We start from the raw sequence: 19,167 nt of genomic DNA, 5'->3' as shown, positions 1-19,167 counted from the left end.
TTTTGTTGGTGCCGCCTTATGCCGTCCCGCCTGCGGCAGAGCTCAGCCTGCTGCCTTCGGCAACGGATGCCCGGGCATCAGGTCATAGGGATGCTTCCATCCCGGCAATGCGCGCATACGCTCGGTCCAGGCGTGGATATGCGGATACTCCTTGCGCCAGTGCACGCCGATCTCGTCATCGAAAAAGACGTAGCCCGCCAGCGAGAAGTCCGCGATGGTGGTGCGCTCGCCCAGCAGGAAGCCGCGCCCGGCCAGGTGCGTATTGAGCACGTTCCACGCGCCTTCGCAGCGCGCGCGGAAGAACTCCAGCACGGCCGGGTCCGGCGCCTTGGCAAAGTTGCGCATGAAGCGGTAGGTGGCGGTGTACGAGGTGAACTTGTGGTTGTCGAACAGCAGCCAGCGCAGCACCTCGGCGCGCTCGGCCTCGTCGCGCGCGCCGTAGGCATCGAGGCGCGTGGCCAGGGTTTCCAGGATGGCGCCGGACTGCGACAGGCGCTGGCCGGCGAATTCCAGCACCGGCACCTCGCCCATCACATTGATGGCGCGGTACTCGGGCGTGCGGGTCTCGCCGTTGAAGAAATCGACAAAGCGCGGCTGCCACAACTGCTGGCCGCGCTGCACGCCGACGGTTTCCAGCAGCAGCGCCACCTTGTAGGCATTGCCGGACTGGGCAAAGCAATACAGCAGGTATTCAGGCAATTTCCGCTTCTCGACGCTCATGGTGCCTCCCCGATCATGTCACCATCCACATAAAGCCAGCGCGGCGCCTCACCGGGCGCTCGCGCTTCGCAGACAAAGCGGCTGCGCTCATGCAGACGCCAGGCACGCCCGCCCACCTTGTAGCGCGCCACGAATTCCACTTCGGCATGCGTGTCGTCCTGCTGCGCATGCGCCTTGACCGTCAGCCCCAGCCAGCGCGTGGCGGTGTCGGGCACCAGGTCGGCCGGGCAGGTGGACGCATGCCAGGTCTGCCGCAGCCATTCCATGTCGTTCAGCACATAGGCGCTGTAGCGCGAGCGCATCAGCGCCTCGGCGTTGGGCGGCAGCGCCTCGCCGCGGTGAAAGCGGCCGCAGCAGGCAGCATAGTCCGCATTGCCGCAGGGGCACGGCACGGGACCGGCCTTGGGCAGGCGGCGTGCCGCCTTCGCCGTCATCTCACCAGCTCCGGCAGGTCGCGCATATCGGTGAAGATGGTGTGCGCACCGGCCTCGCGCAGCAGCGCGGCATCGTTGCGCTCGGCGTAGCCGAACACGGTCATGCCGGCGGCCACGCCCGCGGTCACGCCGGTCGGGCTGTCCTCCACCACGGCGCAGCGCGCGGGCTCGACGCCCATGGTGCGCGCGGCCAGCAGGTACACATCGGGCGCGGGCTTGCTGCGCGCCACTTCGGTGGCCGAGAAGATATGCTCGCGCTCATCCTGCTGGAACAGTTCCACCAGCCCGGTCTTGGTCAGCTGCAGCTTGACCTTGATACGGTCCGCGCCCGAAGCCACGCACACCGGCATGCCGGTCGCGGCGACCGCGCGGATCGCCTCGCGCACGTGCGCCACCGCCGCGACTTCCTCTTCCAGCACCGCGTTGCGGCGTGCCAGCCAGGTCGACAGCCAGTTCTCGGGCAGCGGCGCGCCGCGCATGCGCGCGATCATGTCCAGCTCCTCGCGCACGGCGCGTCCCAGGAACAGGCGCGTGGAGTCTTCCAGAGAGATCTCGATGCCGAGCTCGTTCAGCATCTGGTTGAGCACGCGGTTGACGATGGGCTCGCTGTCGACGAGCACGCCGTCGCAGTCAAAGATCACGCAATCGAATCGGCCGGAATGGCCACGGGTTACTGCAGTCATGCGGGTTTCTTTTCCTTGGTGTCCGGGTTGGGCACGGCCCGGAGTTCAGTCTGGCGGCGGCCCTTCAGGTGGGCCTCGACCTGGTCGAAGCGGTCGAAGCCCCAGAACGGCTCGCCGTCGACGATGACAAAGGGCGAGCCGAACACGCCCTTGGCCATCGCCACGTCGATCTCGGCCTTGAGCTGGTCCTTGATCTGGTAGCTGGTGGCGCCGGCATCCAGCGCCTGCACGTCGACGCCCAGCGGCTCGGCCAGCTTGATGATCTCGGCCGGCTCGGCAATATTGATGTCGTCGACGAACAGTGCGCGGTACACCGACCTGGCAAAGGCCGCGGCAATGTCGTCGCCATGATGGTTCTGCAGCCACAGCATGGCGCGCGCGGCGTGCGTGGTGGGCAGCGGGAAATGCGTGGGGCGCTTGTATTCGATGCCGTGGAAGCGCGCGGTGCGCTCGAAGTCGCGCCACGAGTAGTCGCCCTTGAGCGGCAGCTGCGGCAGCGGCGAGGCGCCGGTGGTCTTGAACACCACGCCCAGCAGGATGGGATGCCAGGCAACGATGCGCCCGTACTTCTGCGCCAGGTCGTCGATGCGGGTGCTGGCAAAGTAGCCGTACGGCGAAGAGAAATCAAAGTAGAAGTCGATCGCTGCGGTCATGTCGGGGCCCTATTCTTGTGGTTGCAGGTCCGGTTTCAGGAAGGCGTGACGCCTGCGCGGCACGCCCCTCATCGTACGCGTGAATGGCGCTTCCAGGCCAGTAGGCTGACCTAGGCCAGCGCGCGCGCAATCAGGATCTTCTGGATGTCGCTGGTGCCCTCGTAGATCTGGCAGACGCGCACGTCGCGGTAGATGCGCTCCACCGGGAAGTCCCTGACGTAGCCGTAGCCGCCGAACACCTGGATCGCGTCCGAGCACACCCGCTCGGCCATCTCGCTGGCAAAGAGCTTGGCCATCGCCGCTTCCTTCAGGCACGGGCGGCCGGCGTCGCGCAGCGCGGCGGCGTGCCACACCATCTGGCGCGCCACGTCGATGCGGGTGGCCATCTCGGCCAGGCGGAACTGCACCGCCTGGTGCTGGAACAGCGGCTGACCGAAACTCTCGCGTTCCCTGGCATACGCCAGCGCCGCCTCGAACGCGGCGCGCGCCATGCCGATGCTCTGCGAGGCAATGCCGATGCGCCCGCCTTCCAGCCCCGACAGCGCCATCTTGTAGCCGCCGCCCTCGTCGCCCAGCAGGTTGGCCGCCGGCACGCGGCAGTCCTCGAACAGGATCTGCGCGGTGTCCGACGAGTGCTGGCCGAGCTTGTCCTCCAGCCGCGCCACCACGTAGCCGGGGGTCGAGGTCGGCACGATGAAGGCGCTGATGCCGCGCTTGCCGGCGGCCTTGTCGGTCACCGCCAGCACGATCGCCACGTCGGCGTTCTGGCCGCTGGTGATGAACTGCTTGACCCCGTTCAGCACATAGTGGTCGCCGTCGCGTACCGCGCTGGTGCGCAGCGCCGACGCGTCCGAGCCCACGTGCGGCTCGGTCAGGCAGAACGCGCCCAGCATCTCGCCGCGCGCCAGCGGCACCAGCCACTGCTGCTTCTGCGCCTCGCTGGCGAACGACATCAGCATGCTGCACACCGGGCAGTTGTTGACGCTGATGACGGTGGAGGTGCCGCCATCGCCGGCCGCGATCTCTTCCAGGATCAGCGCCAGCGACAGGTAGTCGAGACCTGCGCCGCCGTATTCCTCTGGCACCGCCACGCCATAGGCGCCCAGCCCGGCCAGTTCGCGGTGCACGTCCTTGGGGAAGGTCTTGTCGCGGTCCCACTGCGCAGCCTGCGGCGCGATCACTTCCTGCGCGAACTGGCGCACGGCGTCGCGGATCATTTCCTGTTCGGGAGTCAGCAGCATGTCGGTTCGGTGATGAGGTGTGCGGGCGTGCCCTACCAGGGGATGGGCGTGCCGTCGTAGTTGTGGAAGGTGCCGTTGTCGCGCCGCTTGACGCTGGCCAGCACCTGGCGCATGCCCTTGACGCTCTGCTGCACGGTCAGGTCGGCCTCCTGGCCACCCATGTCGGTCTTGACCCAGCCCGGGTGCAGCGCGATGCAGGTGGCGTGGCGCGCGTCGAGCGAGACCGCGCGCAGCGCCGCGTTGGCGCCGGCCTTGCTGACGCGGTACAGCCAGCTGGCGTTGTGCTCCATCGCGGTGATGCTGCCCATGCGCGAGGACAGCACCGCCAGCACGCCGCCGTGGCCGGACTGGCCGGCTTCGACGTAGGGCAGCAGCAGCGGCAGCGCCATCATCGGGCCCAGCACGTTGACATGCATCACCTGGTCGAACTCCTGCGGCGTGACCGGCTGCGCGCCTTCGGTGCGGGGGCCGAGCACGCCGGCGTTGTAGATCGCCACATCGAGGGCTTCGCCATCGAGCTTCCAGCCCAGGCCCGCGACCGCGCCGGCATCGGACAGGTCGGCCTGGTGGGCTTCCGCGCCCAGTGCCTGCAGCGCGCCCACGCCTTCGGGCGTGCGCGCCGCCGCGATGACGCGCCAGCCGTCGGCACGGTACTGGCGCACGAATTCAAGGCCGATGCCGCGCGAGGCACCGAGGATCAGGACGGTTGGCAAGGCTGTGCTCCTTTGTCTGGCTGGCCGGCGCACGAAACGGCTCGCCCGGCCACGGGTTCAGCAAACTGCCTCTGTCTTGCTCCCTCTCCCGCTTGCGGGAGAGGGTGGGGGTGAGGGTGGGCGTTGGCTCAGAGTGCGGCTTGCGGTATGCCACGGCCTGCCCTCACCCCCTGCCCCTCTCCCGCAAGCGGGAGAGAAGGTCTTACAGGATCTCGATCCCCACCGCAGTCGCCTCGCCACCGCCAATGCACAGGCTGGCCACGCCACGCTTGCCGCCGGTCTTGCGCAGCGCGCCGATCAGCGTGGTCATGATGCGCGCGCCCGAGGCGCCGATCGGGTGGCCCAGCGCGCAGGCGCCGCCGTGGATGTTGACCTTGCCGCGCGGGATCTTGAGGTCGTGCATGGCCGCCATCGGCACCACGGCGAAGGCCTCGTTGATCTCGAACAGGTCGACGCTGTCGGTGGTCCAGTCCAGCTTGCGGTAAAGCTTGGCGATGGCCTCGACCGGCGCGGTGGTGAACCAGCCCGGCGCCTGCGCGTGGGTGGTGTGGCCCAGCATGCGCGCGATCGGCTGCAGGCCCAGCTGCTTTGCGGTAGAGGCGCGCATCATCACCAGCGCCGAGGCGCCATCGTTGATCGACGACGACGAGGCGGCGGTGATGGTGCCGTCCTTGGCGAAGGCGGGCTTGAGCGACGGGATCTTGTCGAGCTTGATGCGGCGCGGGCCTTCGTCCGTGTCGATCACGGTGTCGCCACCCTTGCCGGACACGGTCACCGGCGCGATTTCCCAGCGGAAGTCGCCGTTCTCGGTGGCCTGCTGGGCGCGGCGCACGCTTTCCATCGCGAATGCGTCCTGCTGCTCGCGGGTGAAGCCGTACTTGGCGGCGCAGTCCTCGCCGAAGGTGCCCATGGCGCGGCCCTTGTCATACGCGTCTTCCAGGCCGTCCAGCATCATGTGGTCGTAGACCATGCCGTGGCCGATGCGGTAGCCGCCGCGGCCCTTCGGGATCAGGTACGGCGCGTTGGTCATGCTTTCCATGCCGCCGGCGATAGCGATATCGAACGAGCCTGCGATCAGACCGTCATAAACGGTCATGGCCGCGCGCATGCCCGAGCCGCACATCTTGTTGACGGTGGTGCAGCCCACGCCCAGCGGCAGGCCCGCGCCCAGCGCGGCCTGGCGCGCCGGGGCCTGGCCCTGGCCGGCGGGCAGCACGCAGCCGAACACCACTTCTTCCACCTGCTCGGGCTTCAGGCCGGCGCGCTCGACGGCGGCGCGGATGGCCACTGCGCCCAGCTGCGGCGCGGTGACGCTGGCAAATTCGCCCTGGAACGCAGCCATCGGCGTGCGGGCGGCTGAAACGATGACGATCTCTTCCATGTCGGGTCTCCTGGATCGGTGTATGTGCGATACAGCTTTTTCGCTTCTCGAATCTCTGGTCAATCACAATCCACTACGTCATTCCCGCGAAGGCGGGAATCCAGCGTCTTTTAAGCCGCCGGGTCCCCGCTTTCGCAGGGACGACGAAGCTTTAGCGCCATCTCAGCGGATCGACGCCTGCGGCGGATCGCCGTACTGGCGGTAGGCCGCGGCCAGCTGTTCGTGCAGTTCGTCGTTGTTGCTGGCGGCCATGCCCAGGTCGCGCAGCAGGCCGTCGGACACGCCGTAGATCCAGCCATGCACGGTGACGGCCTGGCCGCGCGACCACGCGTCCTGGAGCACGGTGGTCTGGCAGACATTGCTGACCTGCTCGATCACATTGAGCTCGCACAGCCGGGTATGGGCGTCCTCCTCGCGCAGGATGGTGCCGAGATAGGCCTCATGCTTGTCGGCCACATCGCGCACATGGCGCAGCCAGTTGTCGGCCAGGCCGATACGCTCGCGCTTGAGCGCCACCTTGACGCCGCCGCAGCCGTAGTGGCCCACCACGGTGATATGGCGCACCTTGAGCACCTCCACCGCGAACTGGATCACCGACAGCGCGTTCAGGTCGCTGTGCGCGATCACGTTGGCGATATTGCGGTGGACAAACACCTCGCCCGGCGCCAGCCCCAGGATCTGGTTGGCCGGCACGCGCGAATCGGAGCAGCCGATCCACAGGTACTCCGGCGCCTGCTGGTTGGCCAGGCGGGTGAAGAAGGCGGGATCTTCCGCGTTGACGCGATCCACCCAGTCGCGGTTGTTGCGGAACAGTTGGGCAATGGCGTCATTCATGCGACTCTCCTTGCAGGGCCGGTGTCAGGCAGCTCGGCGGCAGGGCCGTAGCGGTTGATGAATCGCTCTGTAGGGTGATAGGCAAAGAAGTCATGGACATGTCCGGCCAGCAGCCGGTCCTTGTGGCTCTGCCACATGGCAGGGTCGAAAAAATCTGCATGGTGGCGCAGGAACGCCGCGCGCACGCGCGGGTCGCCCAGCAGGAAGGTGCGGTAGGTTTCGGGAAAGATATCGTGCGGACGCACCGTGTACCAGACCTCGCCCGACATCTCCTCTTGCTCGTTGCGCGGCTGCGGCACGTGGCGGATATTGCAGTCGGTCAGGTACTCGATCTCGTCGTAGTCGTAGAACACCACGCGCCCGTGGCGCGTGACGCCGAAGTTCTTGTACAGCATGTCGCCCGGGAAGATGTTCGCGGCAATCAGTTCCTTGATTGCGTTGCCGTATTCCATCACGCCGTGCTCGACCTGCGCGTCGGAGCCCTCGGTCAGGTAGATGTTCAGCGGCGTCATGCGGCGCTCGATATAGACATGGCGCACCACGATCTCTTCGCCGCCATCTTTGCCGCGCTGATATTCGATCATCGATGGCGCGTGCTGCTCGAACTCGCGCACCAGCGCCTCGTCGAAGCGCGACAGCGGGAAGGCCACGTCGGAATACTCCAGCGTATCGGCCATGCGGCCCACGCGGTCGTGCTGCTTGACCAGCTGGTACTTGGACTTGACCAGCTCGCGGGTGGTTTCCTTGGGCGCCGGGAAAACATCGCGGATGACCTTGAACACGTACGGGTACGACGGCAGCGTGAACACCAGCATCACCAGCCCGCGGATGCCGGGCGCGACAATGAACTTGTCCGACGAATGCTGCAGGTGGTGCAGGAAATCGCGGTAGAACAGGTTCTTGCCCTGCTTCTGCAAACCCAGCGAGGTATAGATCTCCGCGCGCGGCTTGCGCGGCATGATGTCGCGCAGGAAAGTCACGTAGGCCGACGGGATCTCCATGTCGACCATGAAGTAGGAGTGCGTGAACGAGAACAGGATCAGCAGCTGTTCCTTCTTCAGCAGCACCGTGTCCAGCGCCAGCTTGCCGCCGGGGCCGTGCAGGATCGGGATGGCCAGCGGGAAGGTGCGGTCGCCGTTCACGATGCGGCCGATGATGAAGGCCGCCTTGTTGCGGAAGAACAGCGACGACAGCGTATGGATCTGGAAATTCGGCGCGATGCGCAGGTCGCCGAAATGCTCGCTGACCGCGCGCACCACATAGCCGATGTCGCGCGGCAGGTCCTCGAACGGGCGCTCCAGCTGGAAGTTGTGCACGATGCGCTCGAAGCACGCTGCCATGCCCTCGCGGCTGCCCGGGTAGTAGGCGCGGAAGGTCGGGCGCGTGGGCGACTCCTCGTTCTCGATGTATTCGGTCGAGATCGCCGGGCGCACGAAGATGAAATCGTTGTTGAAGTACGAGCGGTGCAGGATGCGCGTGCAGACCGAGTTGAAGAAGGTCTCGGCCAGCTCGGGCTGGTGGTGGTTGGTCAGCAGGCCGATGTAATGCAGCTTGATCTGCTGCCAGATCTCGTCCTCGATGTTCTCGGCGTCGTACTCGTCTTCCAGGATCACGCTCGATTCACGCACGCGCTCGTTGTAGAACGCAATGCGGTCGCGCTGGATCTGCTGCAGCCCGTGCCAGTCGCCGGCCTCGAACTTCAGCTTGGCCTGGTGGCTGACCTCGCGGAACAGGCGGTAGTGCTTGTCGAACCCGTCGAGCATCGTTCTCGCCACATCGAAGGCAATCTGCGAGGAGAGCAGTTTGGGGAAGTGGGACATGGGTCGACGGGGGCCGGGGGCAGTGCGAAAGGTTTTGCGACAGGTATTGAGATTGTAATGGGGTTCGGAGGCGCGCTACGGCTGAAGATCCCATCGTCATTCCCGCGAAGGCGGGAATCCAGCGTCTTTGAAGTCGCTGGGTCCCCGCTTTCGCGGGGACGACGGTCTTTTTCGCGACACCCTCCTGCGTGCGGATTACATGGTTTCTGCGAACAGTTCGCGGCCGATCAGCATGCGGCGGATCTCCGAGGTGCCGGCGCCGATTTCATACAGCTTGGCGTCGCGCCACAGGCGGCCGGCCGGGTATTCGTTGATATAGCCGTTGCCGCCCAGGATCTGCACGGTCTCGCCCGCCATCCAGGTGGCCTTCTCGGCGGTGTACAGGATCACTGCGGCGCAGTCCTTGCGCACCTGGCGCACGTGGTCGCTGCCGAGCGCGTCCAGGTTCTTGCCGACCGTGTACAGGTAGCTGCGCGCGGCCTGCAGCGTGGTGTACATATCGGCCACCTTGCCCTGGATCAGCTGGAATTCGCCGATGCTCTGGCCGAACTGCTTGCGGTCGTGGATATACGGGGTGACCACGTCCATGCACGCCTGCATGATGCCGACCGGGCCGCCGGACAGCACCGCGCGCTCATAGTCCAGCCCGCTCATCAGCACCCTGGCGCCGCCGCTCTCGGCGCCCAGGATGTTCTCGGCCGGCACTTCCACGTCCTGGAACACCAGCTCGCCGGTGTGCGAGCCGCGCATGCCCAGCTTGTCCAGCTTCTGCGCCACCGAGAAGCCCTTCATGCCCTTCTCGACGATAAAGGCGGTCATGCCGCGCGCGCCCAGTTCCGGCTCGGTCTTGGCGTAGACCACCAGCACGTCGCAGTCCGGGCCGTTGGTGATCCACATCTTGGTGCCATTGAGCACGTAGCGGTCGCCCTTGAACTCGGCGCGCAGCTTCATGCTGACCACGTCCGAGCCGGCATTGGGCTCGCTCATCGCCAGCGCGCCGATCCATTCGCCCGAGACCAGCTTGGGCAGGTATTTAGCCTTCTGCGCGGCGGTGCCGTTGCGGTGGATCTGGTTCACGCACAGGTTGGAGTGGGCGCCGTAGGACAGGCCGACCGACGCCGACGCGCGGCTGATTTCCTCCATCGCGATCATGTGCGCGAGGTAGCCCATGTTGGCGCCGCCGTATTCCTCGGCCACCGTGATGCCGAGCACGCCCAGGTCGCCCATCTTCTTCCAGGCGTCCATCGGGAACTGGTCGGTGCGGTCGATCTCGCCGGCGCGCGGGGCCAGTTCGGCCTGGGCCCAGTCGCGCACGGCGCCGCGCAGCATCTCGATGTCTTCGCCCAGATCGAATTTCAGGCCTGGCAGTTCGGTCATGATGGTCTCCTGTAGAAATCGGTGTGTGTGTCGGGTTTCCGGACGGATTGCCCGGATCAATCGGTTCAGACGTGGCCCAGAGTCTTGACCACGCACAGCGTCATCAGCATGGTGGCCACCTGCTTGCGGCGGCCGTCCTGCTCGACATAGACATCGCCCTGCGCCACGATCAGCGTGCGCCCGGGCTTGAGCACCCGCCCCACCGCCACCAGGCGTTCGCCCTGGGCGGGCGACAGCAGGTTGATCTTGTACTCGGCGGTCAGGCCCGCCTCATCCTCGCCCACCAGCGTCAGCGCGGCATAGCCGCAGGCGCTGTCGGCCAGCGCGCCCACCACGCCGCCGTGGAAGAAGCCGTGCTGCTGGGTCACGCCCTCGGACCACGGCATCGCCAGTTCGACCTCGCCGCGGTCCACCCGCCGCAGGGTCGCGCCGAAGGTGGTCATCAGCCCCTGGCGCGAGAAACTGGCGGCGATGGCGTCGGCGCGCGCGGCGGACAGCGATTCCGGTTCAGCGGGTACGGCACTGGCGCTGGATGAAGTCATGGCAGGATTCCGGATGAAGTGCTTGGATTACCGGGCAGCGCACAAGCGTGGTGGGCTGTCCGGCTATTCTATTTACGTTTACGTAAACGTCAATCCCGGGCGGCACGGATGCCAGTGGAAGTGGCGCTTCAGGCGGCGGTTGTCCGGGCCGGCGCATCGCCGCCTTCCGAGTCCGCTGGCGGCTTGCCGGTCTGCGCCGCCAGCAGGGCCTTGCACTGGCGCTCATGCTGGTCGATCTCGGCCAGTTGCGCCTGCAGGTCTTCCATTTGCCGTTCGAGCGCGCTCCGGTGCGCCGCCAGCGAGTGCAGGAAGCGCTCCAGTTGCGGGGCGGTGTCGCGCGGCGACTCATAGAGGTCAAGGATCTCGCGGATCTCATTGAGAGTAAGCCCCAACCTCTTGCCGCGCAGCGTCAGCTTCAGGCGGGTCCGCTCGCGGCCGTTGTAGACGCGCTTGCGCCCGCCCGGCCCTTCACGCTCCGGCGACAGCAGGCCCTGGTCCTCATAGAAGCGGATGGCCCGCGGCGTGACGTCGAATTCACGCGCAAGGTCGGTGATGGTGTAAGTGGCGGAAGCCGCCGCTGGCGTCGCTGACATAGCCTGCCCAAAGAAAGTGAACGGTCGTTCGTTGCGAAGTCAAGTTTTCGCTTAAGATGGAAACGAGCCGTATGATTGACGTTTACGTTAGCGTCAACCACGACGGCTGGCAACCGGTGCTTTCACGCTCCTGCTCTTGCAGACCGGCGTGGCGGCAGAATGAGAAAGCCCGCGCTCCGCGCCAGGCTTCGACCACGAGACTCCTCATGAACGCACTCGAACACCAGCTCCAATACCCGTTCGGCGATACCATGCCCGAGCCCGGCGCAAAGCAGGAAGTCGCCCCCGGCGTCTACTGGCTGCGCATGCCGCTGCCGTTCGCGCTCGACCATATCAACCTGTGGCTGCTGCGCGACCGCCTGGACGGCCGCGACGGCTGGACCATCATCGACTGCGGCATCACCAACGATGTCATCAAGGGCCACTGGGAAACCATCTTCGCCAATGAGCTGGAAGGCCTGCCGGTGCTGCGCGTGCTGGTCACGCACAGTCACCCCGACCACGTCGGCCTGGCGCACTGGCTGTGCAAGCGCTTCGGCGTGCGGCTGTGGATGAGCCTGGGCGACTATATGAGCGCGCGCGTGATGGGCAGCGGCACCGGCGCCGGCTCCAGCGCGGGCGGCGAAGCCGCCGCCGCGCACTTCGCGCTGCATGGGCTGACCGATGCCGACAGCCAGGAAAAGCTGCGCGCGCGCAAGACCTATTACCCGTCGCTGGTGCCGGACCTGCCGGCGCAGTATCGCCGCATGATGGAGGGCGACACGGTGCGCATCGGCACCGATGCGGCCACTTCCGGCTGGCGCGTGATCACCGGCTTCGGCCATTCGCCCGAGCACGTGGCGCTGTACAACGAAGCCACCAACGTGCTGATCTCCGGGGACATGGTGCTGCCGCGCATCTCGACCAATGTCAGCGTGTTCGACATGGAGCCCGAGGGCAATTCGCTGCAGCTTTACCTGGATTCGCTTGGCAAGTACGAGCCGCTGCCGCAGGACGTGCTGATCCTGCCCTCGCACGGCCGCCCCTTCCGCAACCTGCATACCCGCATCATGCAGCTGCGCGAGCACCATGTCGACCGCCTCGCCGAAACGCTCGAAGCCTGCCGCGAGAAGGCCTGCAGCGCGCACGACATCGTCAGCGTGATCTTCAGGCGCCAGTTCGACATCCACCAGATGACCTTCGCCATGGGCGAGTCGCTGGCCCACCTGCACTGCCTGTGGCACCGCGGCGAGCTGGTGCGCGAAACCGGCGACGACGGCGTGATCCGCTTCCGCGCGGCCTGAGTGCCAACGTCATTCCCGCGTAGGCGGGAATCCAGCGTCTTTAAAGCCACTGGGTCCCCGCCTACGCGGGGACGACGGTTAGCCAGCGCCGTCGTGAATTTTGCAAACGTCAATAGTGGTGCGCGGCCGCCAGCGCCGCCAGGTAGCGCACCCCGTCGACGGCGCGGCTGCCGTACCACGACAGCATCTCGCCGTCGACCAGCAGCACCGGCTTGCCGAGCTGGCGCTCGAGCGCATCGGCGTGGTCCTCGGTGAAGCGGTAGGGCTCGGTCGACAGCAGCACCAGGTCGAGCTCGCGCACCAGCGCATCGCTCCAGCGGAAGCTGGGATAGCGCTCGCCTGGCGCGTTCCGGCGGCTGCAATCGCCACCTGCGCAGGCCTGCAATGCAGTGCTTCCGTCGGGCCAGGTCTGCCAGTTGGCCAGCGCCAGCATGCGGCTGATATAGGTGTCGCGCGACACCGTCATCCACGGGTCCTGCCAGATCGCATACAGCACGCGGCGTGCCGGCCAGGGCCGCATGCGGATCGCGTCCAGCTGCACCTGCACCGCCGTGCACAGCGCCTCGGCCTCGGCATGGCAGCCGAAGATCCCGCCCAGCAACCGGTACAGCCCGAAATTGTCTTCCGGCGTGCACGGATGGGTGACGATCACATTGGGCACGAAGGCGCGGATTTCCTCCACGGTCTCGCGCCGGTTCTCGTCGATATTGACCACCACGTGCGTGGGCGCGAGTTCGCGCAGCCGCGCCACGTTCACGTCCTTGGTGCCACCCACCTTGGGCAGCGCGCGCACGGCCGGTTCCGGGTGGATGCAGAAGCCGGTGCGCGCGACCATCTGCCGGGCCAGCCCGAGCGCGAACAGCAACTCGGTCACCGACGGCACCAGCGACGCGATCCGCACCACGCCGGTGGCGGCGGCATGCTGCTGGCCGATGGCGTCGCGCCACATGTTCAGTCCCCCTGCGGCGGATCGGCGCGCCGCGGCTTGCGCGGCGCGCCCGCGGCCAGCGCGTCGTACAGCCAGTGCGGCATCACGTGCAGCAGCGCCGCCACCACGCCCATCGGCCACGGGATCACACGGAAGCGCCGGCCGGCCGCGATCACGCGCACGGCCCTGCGCGCGAACACGTCGGCATCGGTCAGGAACGGCATGCGGTACGGGTTGCGGGCGGTCATCGGCGTGCGGATATAGCCCGGCGCGATCGTGACCACGCGGATGCCGTGCCCGCGCTGCTCCAGCCGCAGGCTTTCCAGCAGCTTGATCACCGCCGACTTGGACGCGCTGTAGGCGCCCGCGCCCGGCAGGCCGCGCACGCCGGCGACGCTGGCAATGCCGACCAGCGTGCCGCGGCGCCCGAAGTGGCCGGGCTCGCGCGCCTGCATCGCGTGCATGAAGGGCTGGAACGTGGTCAGCACGCCGAACCAGTTGGTATCCATCACCCGGCGGAAGGCGTCGAGGTCCTCGCGCTCGCTGGCGACGGTGCCGACCGAGACTCCGGCATTGGCGATCACCACGTCCGGGCAGCCGAAATGGCCAAGGAAGTCTTCGGCGGCGCGCGCCATGGCGTCGGCGTCGCGCACATCGGCGCCGTAGACGCGCACCGCGCCCGGGTTGGGCAGCGTGGCAACGAACTCGCGCAGCGCGTCCTCGCGGCGCGCCACCAGGCCGAGGATGGCGCCCTGCGCGGCGTATTCGCGCGCGAGGGCCTGGCCCAGACCGCTGGAGGCGCCGGTGAGGAAGACTTTGAGGGGACGCATGGGGGCTGGGACCTCTGAAAATGAAAAAGGCCGGTACATCGTACCAGCCTCTTGGCTACCCACTGACCTCTGACAATCCCGCCTGGGTGCTCCCTCTCCCGCGTGCGGGAGAGGGTTGGGGTGAGGGCCGGCTTGTCCACGAAGTCATGCTTGCGGTATGCCAGTGCCTACCCTCACCCCCTGCCCATCTCCCGCAAGCGGGAGATGGGAGCAAACCGTCGGCTTGCGAAGGCCCTCAGCAGGTTACATCTTCTTCGCCTTCACCTGCTCAACCAGGTAATCCATGGTCAGGATCGCGCCCTGCTTGTTGCCGGCAATCGACGGCGAGGTCACGTACTTGCCCTGCACCACCACGGTCGGCACGCCGTCGACCTTGTAGGCGTCGGCGATCTTGTTGGCGCGCTGCGAGTTGGTGGTCACGGTAAACGAGTTGTAGGCATCCAGGAAGGCCTTGCGGTCCACGCCGTTCTTGGCCATGAAGTCGGCGATCTCGTTGGGGTCCGTCATGCGCTTGCGGTCCACGTGGATGGCGTTGAAGACCTTGGTGTGCATGGCGTCGAGCTTGCCGATGGCTTCCAGCGCATAGAAGATCTTGGTGTGCGGCAGCAGGTCTTCGCGGAATGCAACCGGCACGCGCTTGAACACGATGTTGCTGCCCTCCTTCTTGACCCAGGCTTCCAGCTCCGGCTCGAAATCGAAGCAGTGCGGGCAGCCGTACCAGAAGAATTCAGTGACCTCGATCTTGCCCGCCGCGACCGGCTGGGGCGTCTTCAGCACCTGGTATTCCTTGCCCTCGGCGGGCGCCGCCTGGGACGGGGCGGACATCAGCAGGCCGCCCACGGCGGCGAACATGGCGAACAGTGCGGCGAGTTTTTTCATCTTGGAACGGCCTTGCGGTTTGGACGATGAGCGTATGACAGCGGCAGCGGCGTCCGGTTCAGCGGAACGCCGGCCCCGTCTGGTGACAACGTGTTGCGGCGGTTACCGGGCATTGATCGGTGCGGCCCGCCCGGGATAAGCGGATAACGCCCGAACCCGCGGTCCGGCTTACTGCTTGGTAAAGCGGATCACCGAGGACTCGAAGCCCGACGACTGCAGCCGGTCGCGCGCCTTGGTCATGTCGTCGATGCGGTTGTACGGACCCAGGCGCACCCGGTACATCTTGACGCCGTTCACGTCGCGCTCGGTGATCTTGGCCTCGAAGCCCTGCATCGCCAGATTGGCCTTCTGGCGGTCGGCGTCGTCCGACGAGCGGAACGCCCCCACCTGCAGCAGGTAGCCCACCTTGTGGGCGTCGGCCTGGGCGATCTCGGCGATCGGGTCGGTCACCGGCTTCTCGGCGGGCTTCTCGGCCGGCTTGCTGGCGACAGGCTTGTCAGCCGGCTTCTCCACGGGCCTTTCCACCGGCTTCTCGGCCGGGCGGGCCACTGCCACCGGGGGCTGGGGCTCGCCGTTCTGCTTCGGTTCCGGCTCCGGCGGCTGCCCCACCGGCTTGGCCGGGGTCTTGCTCCAGAGCGGCTTGTTGGGGTCGCTCGGGCCCTCCTCGGCGCGCTGGGCCGGGGGCGGCAACTGGCTGGCGACGTGGCCCGCCTCGCTCGGGCGCGGGGCATTCTTCTGCTGGAACGGGGTCGGCGACTTGGTGATGTACAGGGCGACCACCACGGCGATGGCCAGCCCGACGATCAGCCCTAGCACCAGGCCCAGGAACGTACCGCCGCGCTGCTGGTTGCGGCGGACCTTGCGCGACTCGCGCTTGCGTTGCTGTTGCATGAAGTCCTCTTCGGTGATGCCGGGATTATAGGGCCAGTGCCGCCAACCGCCGCACTGGCCCCTTGCGCCCCGCGCGTCCTGTGCCGGACGCCGGACGCCTGCTTACATGCGGCGCGGGGCGGACACGCCGATCACCGCCAGGCCGTTGCGCAGCACCTGGCGCGTGGCGGCCAGCAGCGCCAGCCGGGCGCGCTTGACGGCCTCGTCGTCCACCAGCACGCGGTCGGCGTTGTAGAAGGCGTGGAAGTCGCCGGCCAGGTCGCGCAGGTAGAAGGCCACCGCGTGCGGCGCCAGCTCGGCCGCGGCGCCCGACAGCATGTCCGGGAACTCGGCCAGGCGCTGTCCCAGCGCCTGCGCCTGGGCGCTGGCTTCGGGGCCGGTCACGGCGCACAGGTCGGCGCCGGCCAGTTCGGCCAGGCGGGCTTCCCAGTCCGCGCCGCCCCACGACTCGAAGATCGAGCAGATGCGCGCGTGGGCGTACTGCACGTAGTACACCGGGTTCTCGTCGTTCTGCTTGAGCGCCAGGTCGACATCGAACACAAACTCGGTATCGGCCTTGCGCGACAGCAGGAAGAAGCGCACCGCGTCGCGGCCGCGGGTGAAGTGCGCGGGCCAGTCGGCCACGCCGGCGTCCAGGCAGCCGCGGATGGTCTCGCAGGTGTCATCCTGGCCATTGGACCATTCGATCAGGTCGCGCACGGTGACATAGGAGCCGGCGCGCTTGGAGATCTTGACCTCCTCGCCGTTCCTCATCACGGTGACCATCTTGTGCAGCACGTAGTCGGGGTAGCCCTGCGGGATGCCCATGTCCAGGCCCTGCAGGCCGGCGCGCACGCGGGCGATGGTGCCGTGGTGGTCGCTGCCCTGCACGTTGATGACCTTGGTGAAGCCGCGCTCCCACTTGGTGGTGTGGTAGGCCACGTCCGGCACGAAGTACGTATAGGTGCCGTCGCTCTTCTTCATCACGCGGTCCTTGTCGTCGCCGTCGTCGGTGGTGCGCAGCCACAGCGCCCCCTCGCTCTCGTAGGTCTTGCCCTTGCCGATCAGCGACTGCACCGCGGCTTCGACGCGGCCGTCGCTGTACAGCGACGATTCCAGGTAGTAGCGGTCGAACTTGACGCCGAAGGCCTGCAGGTCGATGTCCTGCTCGTTGCGCAGGTAGGTGACGGCAAACTTGCGGATCGAGTCAATGTCTTCGACGTTGCCCGACGCGGTCACGGGCTCGCCGTCCGAGGCGCTGACGGTCTTGCCGGCCAGGAAGTCGGCGGCGATGTCGGCGATGTAGTCGCCGTTGTAGGCGGCCTCGGGCCAGCTGGCGTCGCCCGGCTTCAGGCCGCGCGCGCGCGCCTGCACCGACAGCGCCAGGGTCTGGATCTGCACGCCGGCGTCGTTGTAGTAGAACTCGCGGTGCACGTGCCAGCCCTGCCACGACAGCAGGTTGGCCAGCGCATCGCCCAGCGCCGCCTGGCGGCCGTGGCCGACGTGCAGCGGGCCGGTCGGGTTGGCCGAGACGAATTCCACCAGCACCTGGCCCTGCACGCCGCGCTCGCGCGCGCCATAGTGGTCGCCCTCGGCCAGCACCGCGCGCAGCACGTCGGCCTTGGCGGCCGGGGTCAGGCGCAGGTTGATGAAGCCGGGGCCGGCAATCTCCATGGCCTGGACCAGGCCTTGCGCGCGTGCGTCGGCCTGCACGGCATCGACGATGCGCTGGGCCAGCTCGCGCGGATTGCTCTTGAGCGCGCGCGCGACCTGCATGGCGACATTGCAGGCAAGATCGCCGTGGGCGGCCGCCTTGGGCCGCTCGAAGGTGACGGCGGGCAGGGTGGCATCGGCCGGGGCGAGCGCGCGCACCGCATCAGTGAACGCGGCGGCAAGATTGGAGGTCTGAACAGGCAGCATGGATGTCGGAAGCCCTGTGGGCAAGGTATTCAGGCGCAGCCCCTGGGGCCGCGCCGGCGCCCGGAATACGGCAAGTGACGGCAAATCAACGCCGCGCCGCGTGACAGGCATGGGAATCGGGAACGCGGAATTTTATCAGGTGCTATGCTGACATCATGCGCGAGGATGGCCGCGGACCACAATCCGGGCCGCAAATCCTGGCCAGACCGGCCATCCGTGAAAGGAAAAACCATCATGCTGATCACCTTCAAATCCCACGCTGCGCAGGACCTGATCATGATGAAGGATCTGGCTGTGACGCTGCTGGGCATCATCGGCAAGCGTCTTGGGGAGCGGGGGGTGATCACGGTCGAAGAACTGCCGCACGCGATCCACAAGCTGGAAGCGGCCGTCGCCGATGCCCGGCGCGCCCATCCCGCCGACACCGCGGTCGAAACGCAGCCCGCCACCGACGAGGAAGAAGAGGAACCGCTGCACCTGGGCCAGCGCGCCTACCCGTTCCTGGACATGCTGCGCGCCTCCCAGCGCGAAGGTGCCAACGTCCTCTGGGGTGTCTGACCGGCGCTGACGCCACCTTCCCTCCGCGTGCCGCGCGCAAAAAAACGCCCGGCACCGCAGTAGGCTGCCGGGCTTCCGGACGAGGATTCCGGAAAGGGGAAATCCCTGCGGAACCGGCCTGGCATGCCAGGCGGATCCCGGTATGCGTCTTAACCTCTTCTAGCCAGACTGACTACTCCTCCTCTGTGTGATTCCGGCCATTGGCCAGCAGCAGCCCGATCAGCGCACCCACGGCCGCGGCAAGCGCCACCGCCTTCAGCGGCGACTCCGCCACACGGTGCTGGGCGTGCTCTACCGCACCATCCATGCGCTCCCGGGCGCGCATCATGCTGTCGGTGGTCTGGGCGCGCAGGCGCTGCGCCATCTCGCCGGCGCGTTCGCGCAGGCGGTGACCCGCCTGCAGGCTCTCGGCGGAGCCCTCGCGTGCCAGCACCTGAATGGTGTGCTCGAGCTGGGCGATCAGTGCCTTGACCTCGCTGGATACCGGCGCCGCCGCATCGCGCGTGTCGCGCGCGGCATGCCTGATATGACGGATGGCACTGTCTGCACTATCGGACAGGTGATTCAGTTCCTTCCGGACTTTCGGGTTCTGCGTCAGCATACGGTCTCCTCAGGTTCGGTCGGTGCGAGGCGATGCCGGCTCGCGCCGGCTATCGTCCCCTGCGCACCAGACCCATGACCGCGGCGACCAGCGCCACGACCAGGAAGATGAAGAACAGGATCTTGGCGATTTCCACGGCGCCGGCGGCAATGCCGCCGAAGCCGAAGATTGCGGCGATCAGCGCGATGACAAAAAATACGAGTGCATATTGCAGCATGGCAAGGCTCCCGAAGACTTCGGACGAGGCCAGGCGCACTGGCGGGGCCCATGTGAGGGCTTGCGCCGAGGGGTGCAAGCTCATAGCCTC

Annotated in this window: 21 protein-coding genes; 2 read left to right on the top strand and 19 right to left on the bottom strand. The window is 67.1% G+C overall.

The annotated features are described in order from the left end of the window. Window positions 1-42: 42 nt before the first annotated feature. The 12 genes from ACREYQ_RS00885 to ACREYQ_RS00830 all read right to left on the bottom strand — a co-directional run bounded on the left by ACREYQ_RS00885 (window position 43) and on the right by ACREYQ_RS00830 (window position 10,991). A complete protein-coding gene (locus tag ACREYQ_RS00885; protein WP_432258941.1) occupies window positions 43-720 on the bottom strand; it encodes a glutathione S-transferase family protein in 678 nt (225 codons plus the stop codon). Then, on the bottom strand, window positions 717-1,154 hold the full coding sequence (locus ACREYQ_RS00880) for a YchJ family protein (protein ID WP_432258940.1): 438 nt from the start codon (window positions 1,152-1,154) through the stop codon (window positions 717-719). Before ACREYQ_RS00880 ends, ACREYQ_RS00885 begins: the two co-directional genes overlap by 4 nt. Continuing rightward, a complete protein-coding gene (locus tag ACREYQ_RS00875; RefSeq protein ID WP_432258939.1) occupies window positions 1,151-1,837 on the bottom strand; it encodes an HAD family hydrolase in 687 nt (228 codons plus the stop codon). Before ACREYQ_RS00875 ends, ACREYQ_RS00880 begins: the two co-directional genes overlap by 4 nt. Beyond that, window positions 1,834-2,490 (bottom strand): 2-hydroxychromene-2-carboxylate isomerase, encoded by a 657-nt coding sequence (locus ACREYQ_RS00870; protein WP_432258938.1) that lies wholly within the window; start codon window positions 2,488-2,490, stop codon window positions 1,834-1,836. Before ACREYQ_RS00870 ends, ACREYQ_RS00875 begins: the two co-directional genes overlap by 4 nt. Window positions 2,491-2,600: 110 nt before the next feature. Beyond that, window positions 2,601-3,731, bottom strand: coding sequence for an acyl-CoA dehydrogenase family protein (locus ACREYQ_RS00865; protein ID WP_432258937.1), 1,131 nt, complete (start codon window positions 3,729-3,731; stop codon window positions 2,601-2,603). A 32-nt stretch (window positions 3,732-3,763) separates the two neighbouring features. Then, entirely contained in the window at window positions 3,764-4,444 is a 681-nt protein-coding gene (locus ACREYQ_RS00860; RefSeq protein WP_432258936.1) for an SDR family oxidoreductase, read from the bottom strand. Between the two features lie 202 nt (window positions 4,445-4,646). Further along, entirely contained in the window at window positions 4,647-5,825 is a 1,179-nt protein-coding gene (locus ACREYQ_RS00855; RefSeq protein ID WP_432258935.1) for an acetyl-CoA C-acetyltransferase, read from the bottom strand. 162 nt (window positions 5,826-5,987) lie between these two features. After that, the gene (gene can / locus ACREYQ_RS00850; RefSeq protein ID WP_432258934.1) at window positions 5,988-6,659 is read right to left on the bottom strand and encodes a carbonate dehydratase; all 672 of its coding nucleotides are present in this window, start codon (window positions 6,657-6,659) and stop codon (window positions 5,988-5,990) included. Then, window positions 6,656-8,479 carry a bifunctional isocitrate dehydrogenase kinase/phosphatase gene (gene aceK, locus ACREYQ_RS00845; protein WP_432258933.1) on the bottom strand — a complete coding sequence of 608 codons (1,824 nt, stop codon included), beginning with the start codon at window positions 8,477-8,479 and terminating at the stop codon, window positions 6,656-6,658. Before aceK ends, can begins: the two co-directional genes overlap by 4 nt. A gap of 195 nt (window positions 8,480-8,674) precedes the next feature. Continuing rightward, window positions 8,675-9,856, bottom strand: a complete 1,182-nt coding sequence (locus ACREYQ_RS00840; RefSeq protein ID WP_432258932.1) for an isovaleryl-CoA dehydrogenase — start codon at window positions 9,854-9,856, stop codon at window positions 8,675-8,677. A gap of 65 nt (window positions 9,857-9,921) precedes the next feature. Beyond that, complete coding sequence (locus ACREYQ_RS00835) at window positions 9,922-10,398, bottom strand: PaaI family thioesterase (protein ID WP_432258931.1); 477 nt, start codon at window positions 10,396-10,398, stop codon at window positions 9,922-9,924. 128 nt (window positions 10,399-10,526) lie between these two features. After that, window positions 10,527-10,991 carry a MerR family transcriptional regulator gene (locus ACREYQ_RS00830; protein ID WP_432258930.1) on the bottom strand — a complete coding sequence of 155 codons (465 nt, stop codon included), beginning with the start codon at window positions 10,989-10,991 and terminating at the stop codon, window positions 10,527-10,529. A gap of 206 nt (window positions 10,992-11,197) precedes the next feature. Between ACREYQ_RS00830 and ACREYQ_RS00825 the strand changes: the two genes are divergently transcribed. Beyond that, a complete protein-coding gene (locus ACREYQ_RS00825) occupies window positions 11,198-12,274 on the top strand; it encodes an MBL fold metallo-hydrolase (RefSeq protein ID WP_432258929.1) in 1,077 nt (358 codons plus the stop codon). A gap of 109 nt (window positions 12,275-12,383) precedes the next feature. Here the strand turns inward: ACREYQ_RS00825 and ACREYQ_RS00820 are convergent, their stop codons facing one another. From ACREYQ_RS00820 to argS, 5 genes are all read right to left on the bottom strand, one after another. Next, complete coding sequence (locus tag ACREYQ_RS00820; protein WP_432258928.1) at window positions 12,384-13,223, bottom strand: helical backbone metal receptor; 840 nt, start codon at window positions 13,221-13,223, stop codon at window positions 12,384-12,386. Between the two features lie 2 nt (window positions 13,224-13,225). Further along, on the bottom strand, window positions 13,226-14,032 hold the full coding sequence (locus ACREYQ_RS00815) for an SDR family oxidoreductase (RefSeq protein ID WP_432258927.1): 807 nt from the start codon (window positions 14,030-14,032) through the stop codon (window positions 13,226-13,228). A gap of 243 nt (window positions 14,033-14,275) precedes the next feature. Beyond that, entirely contained in the window at window positions 14,276-14,911 is a 636-nt protein-coding gene (locus tag ACREYQ_RS00810) for a thiol:disulfide interchange protein DsbA/DsbL (protein ID WP_432258926.1), read from the bottom strand. Window positions 14,912-15,079: 168 nt separating this feature from the next. Next, a complete protein-coding gene (locus tag ACREYQ_RS00805; RefSeq protein WP_432258925.1) occupies window positions 15,080-15,802 on the bottom strand; it encodes an SPOR domain-containing protein in 723 nt (240 codons plus the stop codon). Between the two features lie 102 nt (window positions 15,803-15,904). Next, window positions 15,905-17,701: an arginine--tRNA ligase gene (argS, locus tag ACREYQ_RS00800; protein ID WP_432258924.1), complete on the bottom strand. Its 1,797-nt coding sequence runs from the start codon at window positions 17,699-17,701 to the stop codon at window positions 15,905-15,907. Window positions 17,702-17,935: 234 nt separating this feature from the next. Between argS and ACREYQ_RS00795 the strand changes: the two genes are divergently transcribed. After that, window positions 17,936-18,259, top strand: a complete 324-nt coding sequence (locus ACREYQ_RS00795) for a DUF1840 domain-containing protein (RefSeq protein WP_432258923.1) — start codon at window positions 17,936-17,938, stop codon at window positions 18,257-18,259. A 172-nt stretch (window positions 18,260-18,431) separates the two neighbouring features. Here the strand turns inward: ACREYQ_RS00795 and ACREYQ_RS00790 are convergent, their stop codons facing one another. Both ACREYQ_RS00790 and ACREYQ_RS00785 read right to left on the bottom strand, forming a co-directional pair. Then, a complete protein-coding gene (locus tag ACREYQ_RS00790) occupies window positions 18,432-18,860 on the bottom strand; it encodes a DUF883 family protein (RefSeq protein WP_432258922.1) in 429 nt (142 codons plus the stop codon). A 49-nt stretch (window positions 18,861-18,909) separates the two neighbouring features. Further along, window positions 18,910-19,077: a DUF1328 domain-containing protein gene (locus tag ACREYQ_RS00785; RefSeq protein WP_010812883.1), complete on the bottom strand. Its 168-nt coding sequence runs from the start codon at window positions 19,075-19,077 to the stop codon at window positions 18,910-18,912. Between the last annotated feature and the right edge of the window lie 90 nt (window positions 19,078-19,167).

Source organism: Cupriavidus sp. TMH.W2, from assembly GCF_050847365.1.
Lineage (GTDB): Bacteria > Pseudomonadota > Gammaproteobacteria > Burkholderiales > Burkholderiaceae > Cupriavidus.
Note: the sequence above shows the minus strand (reverse complement) of the source record. Positions and strands in the feature narration are given on the sequence as shown.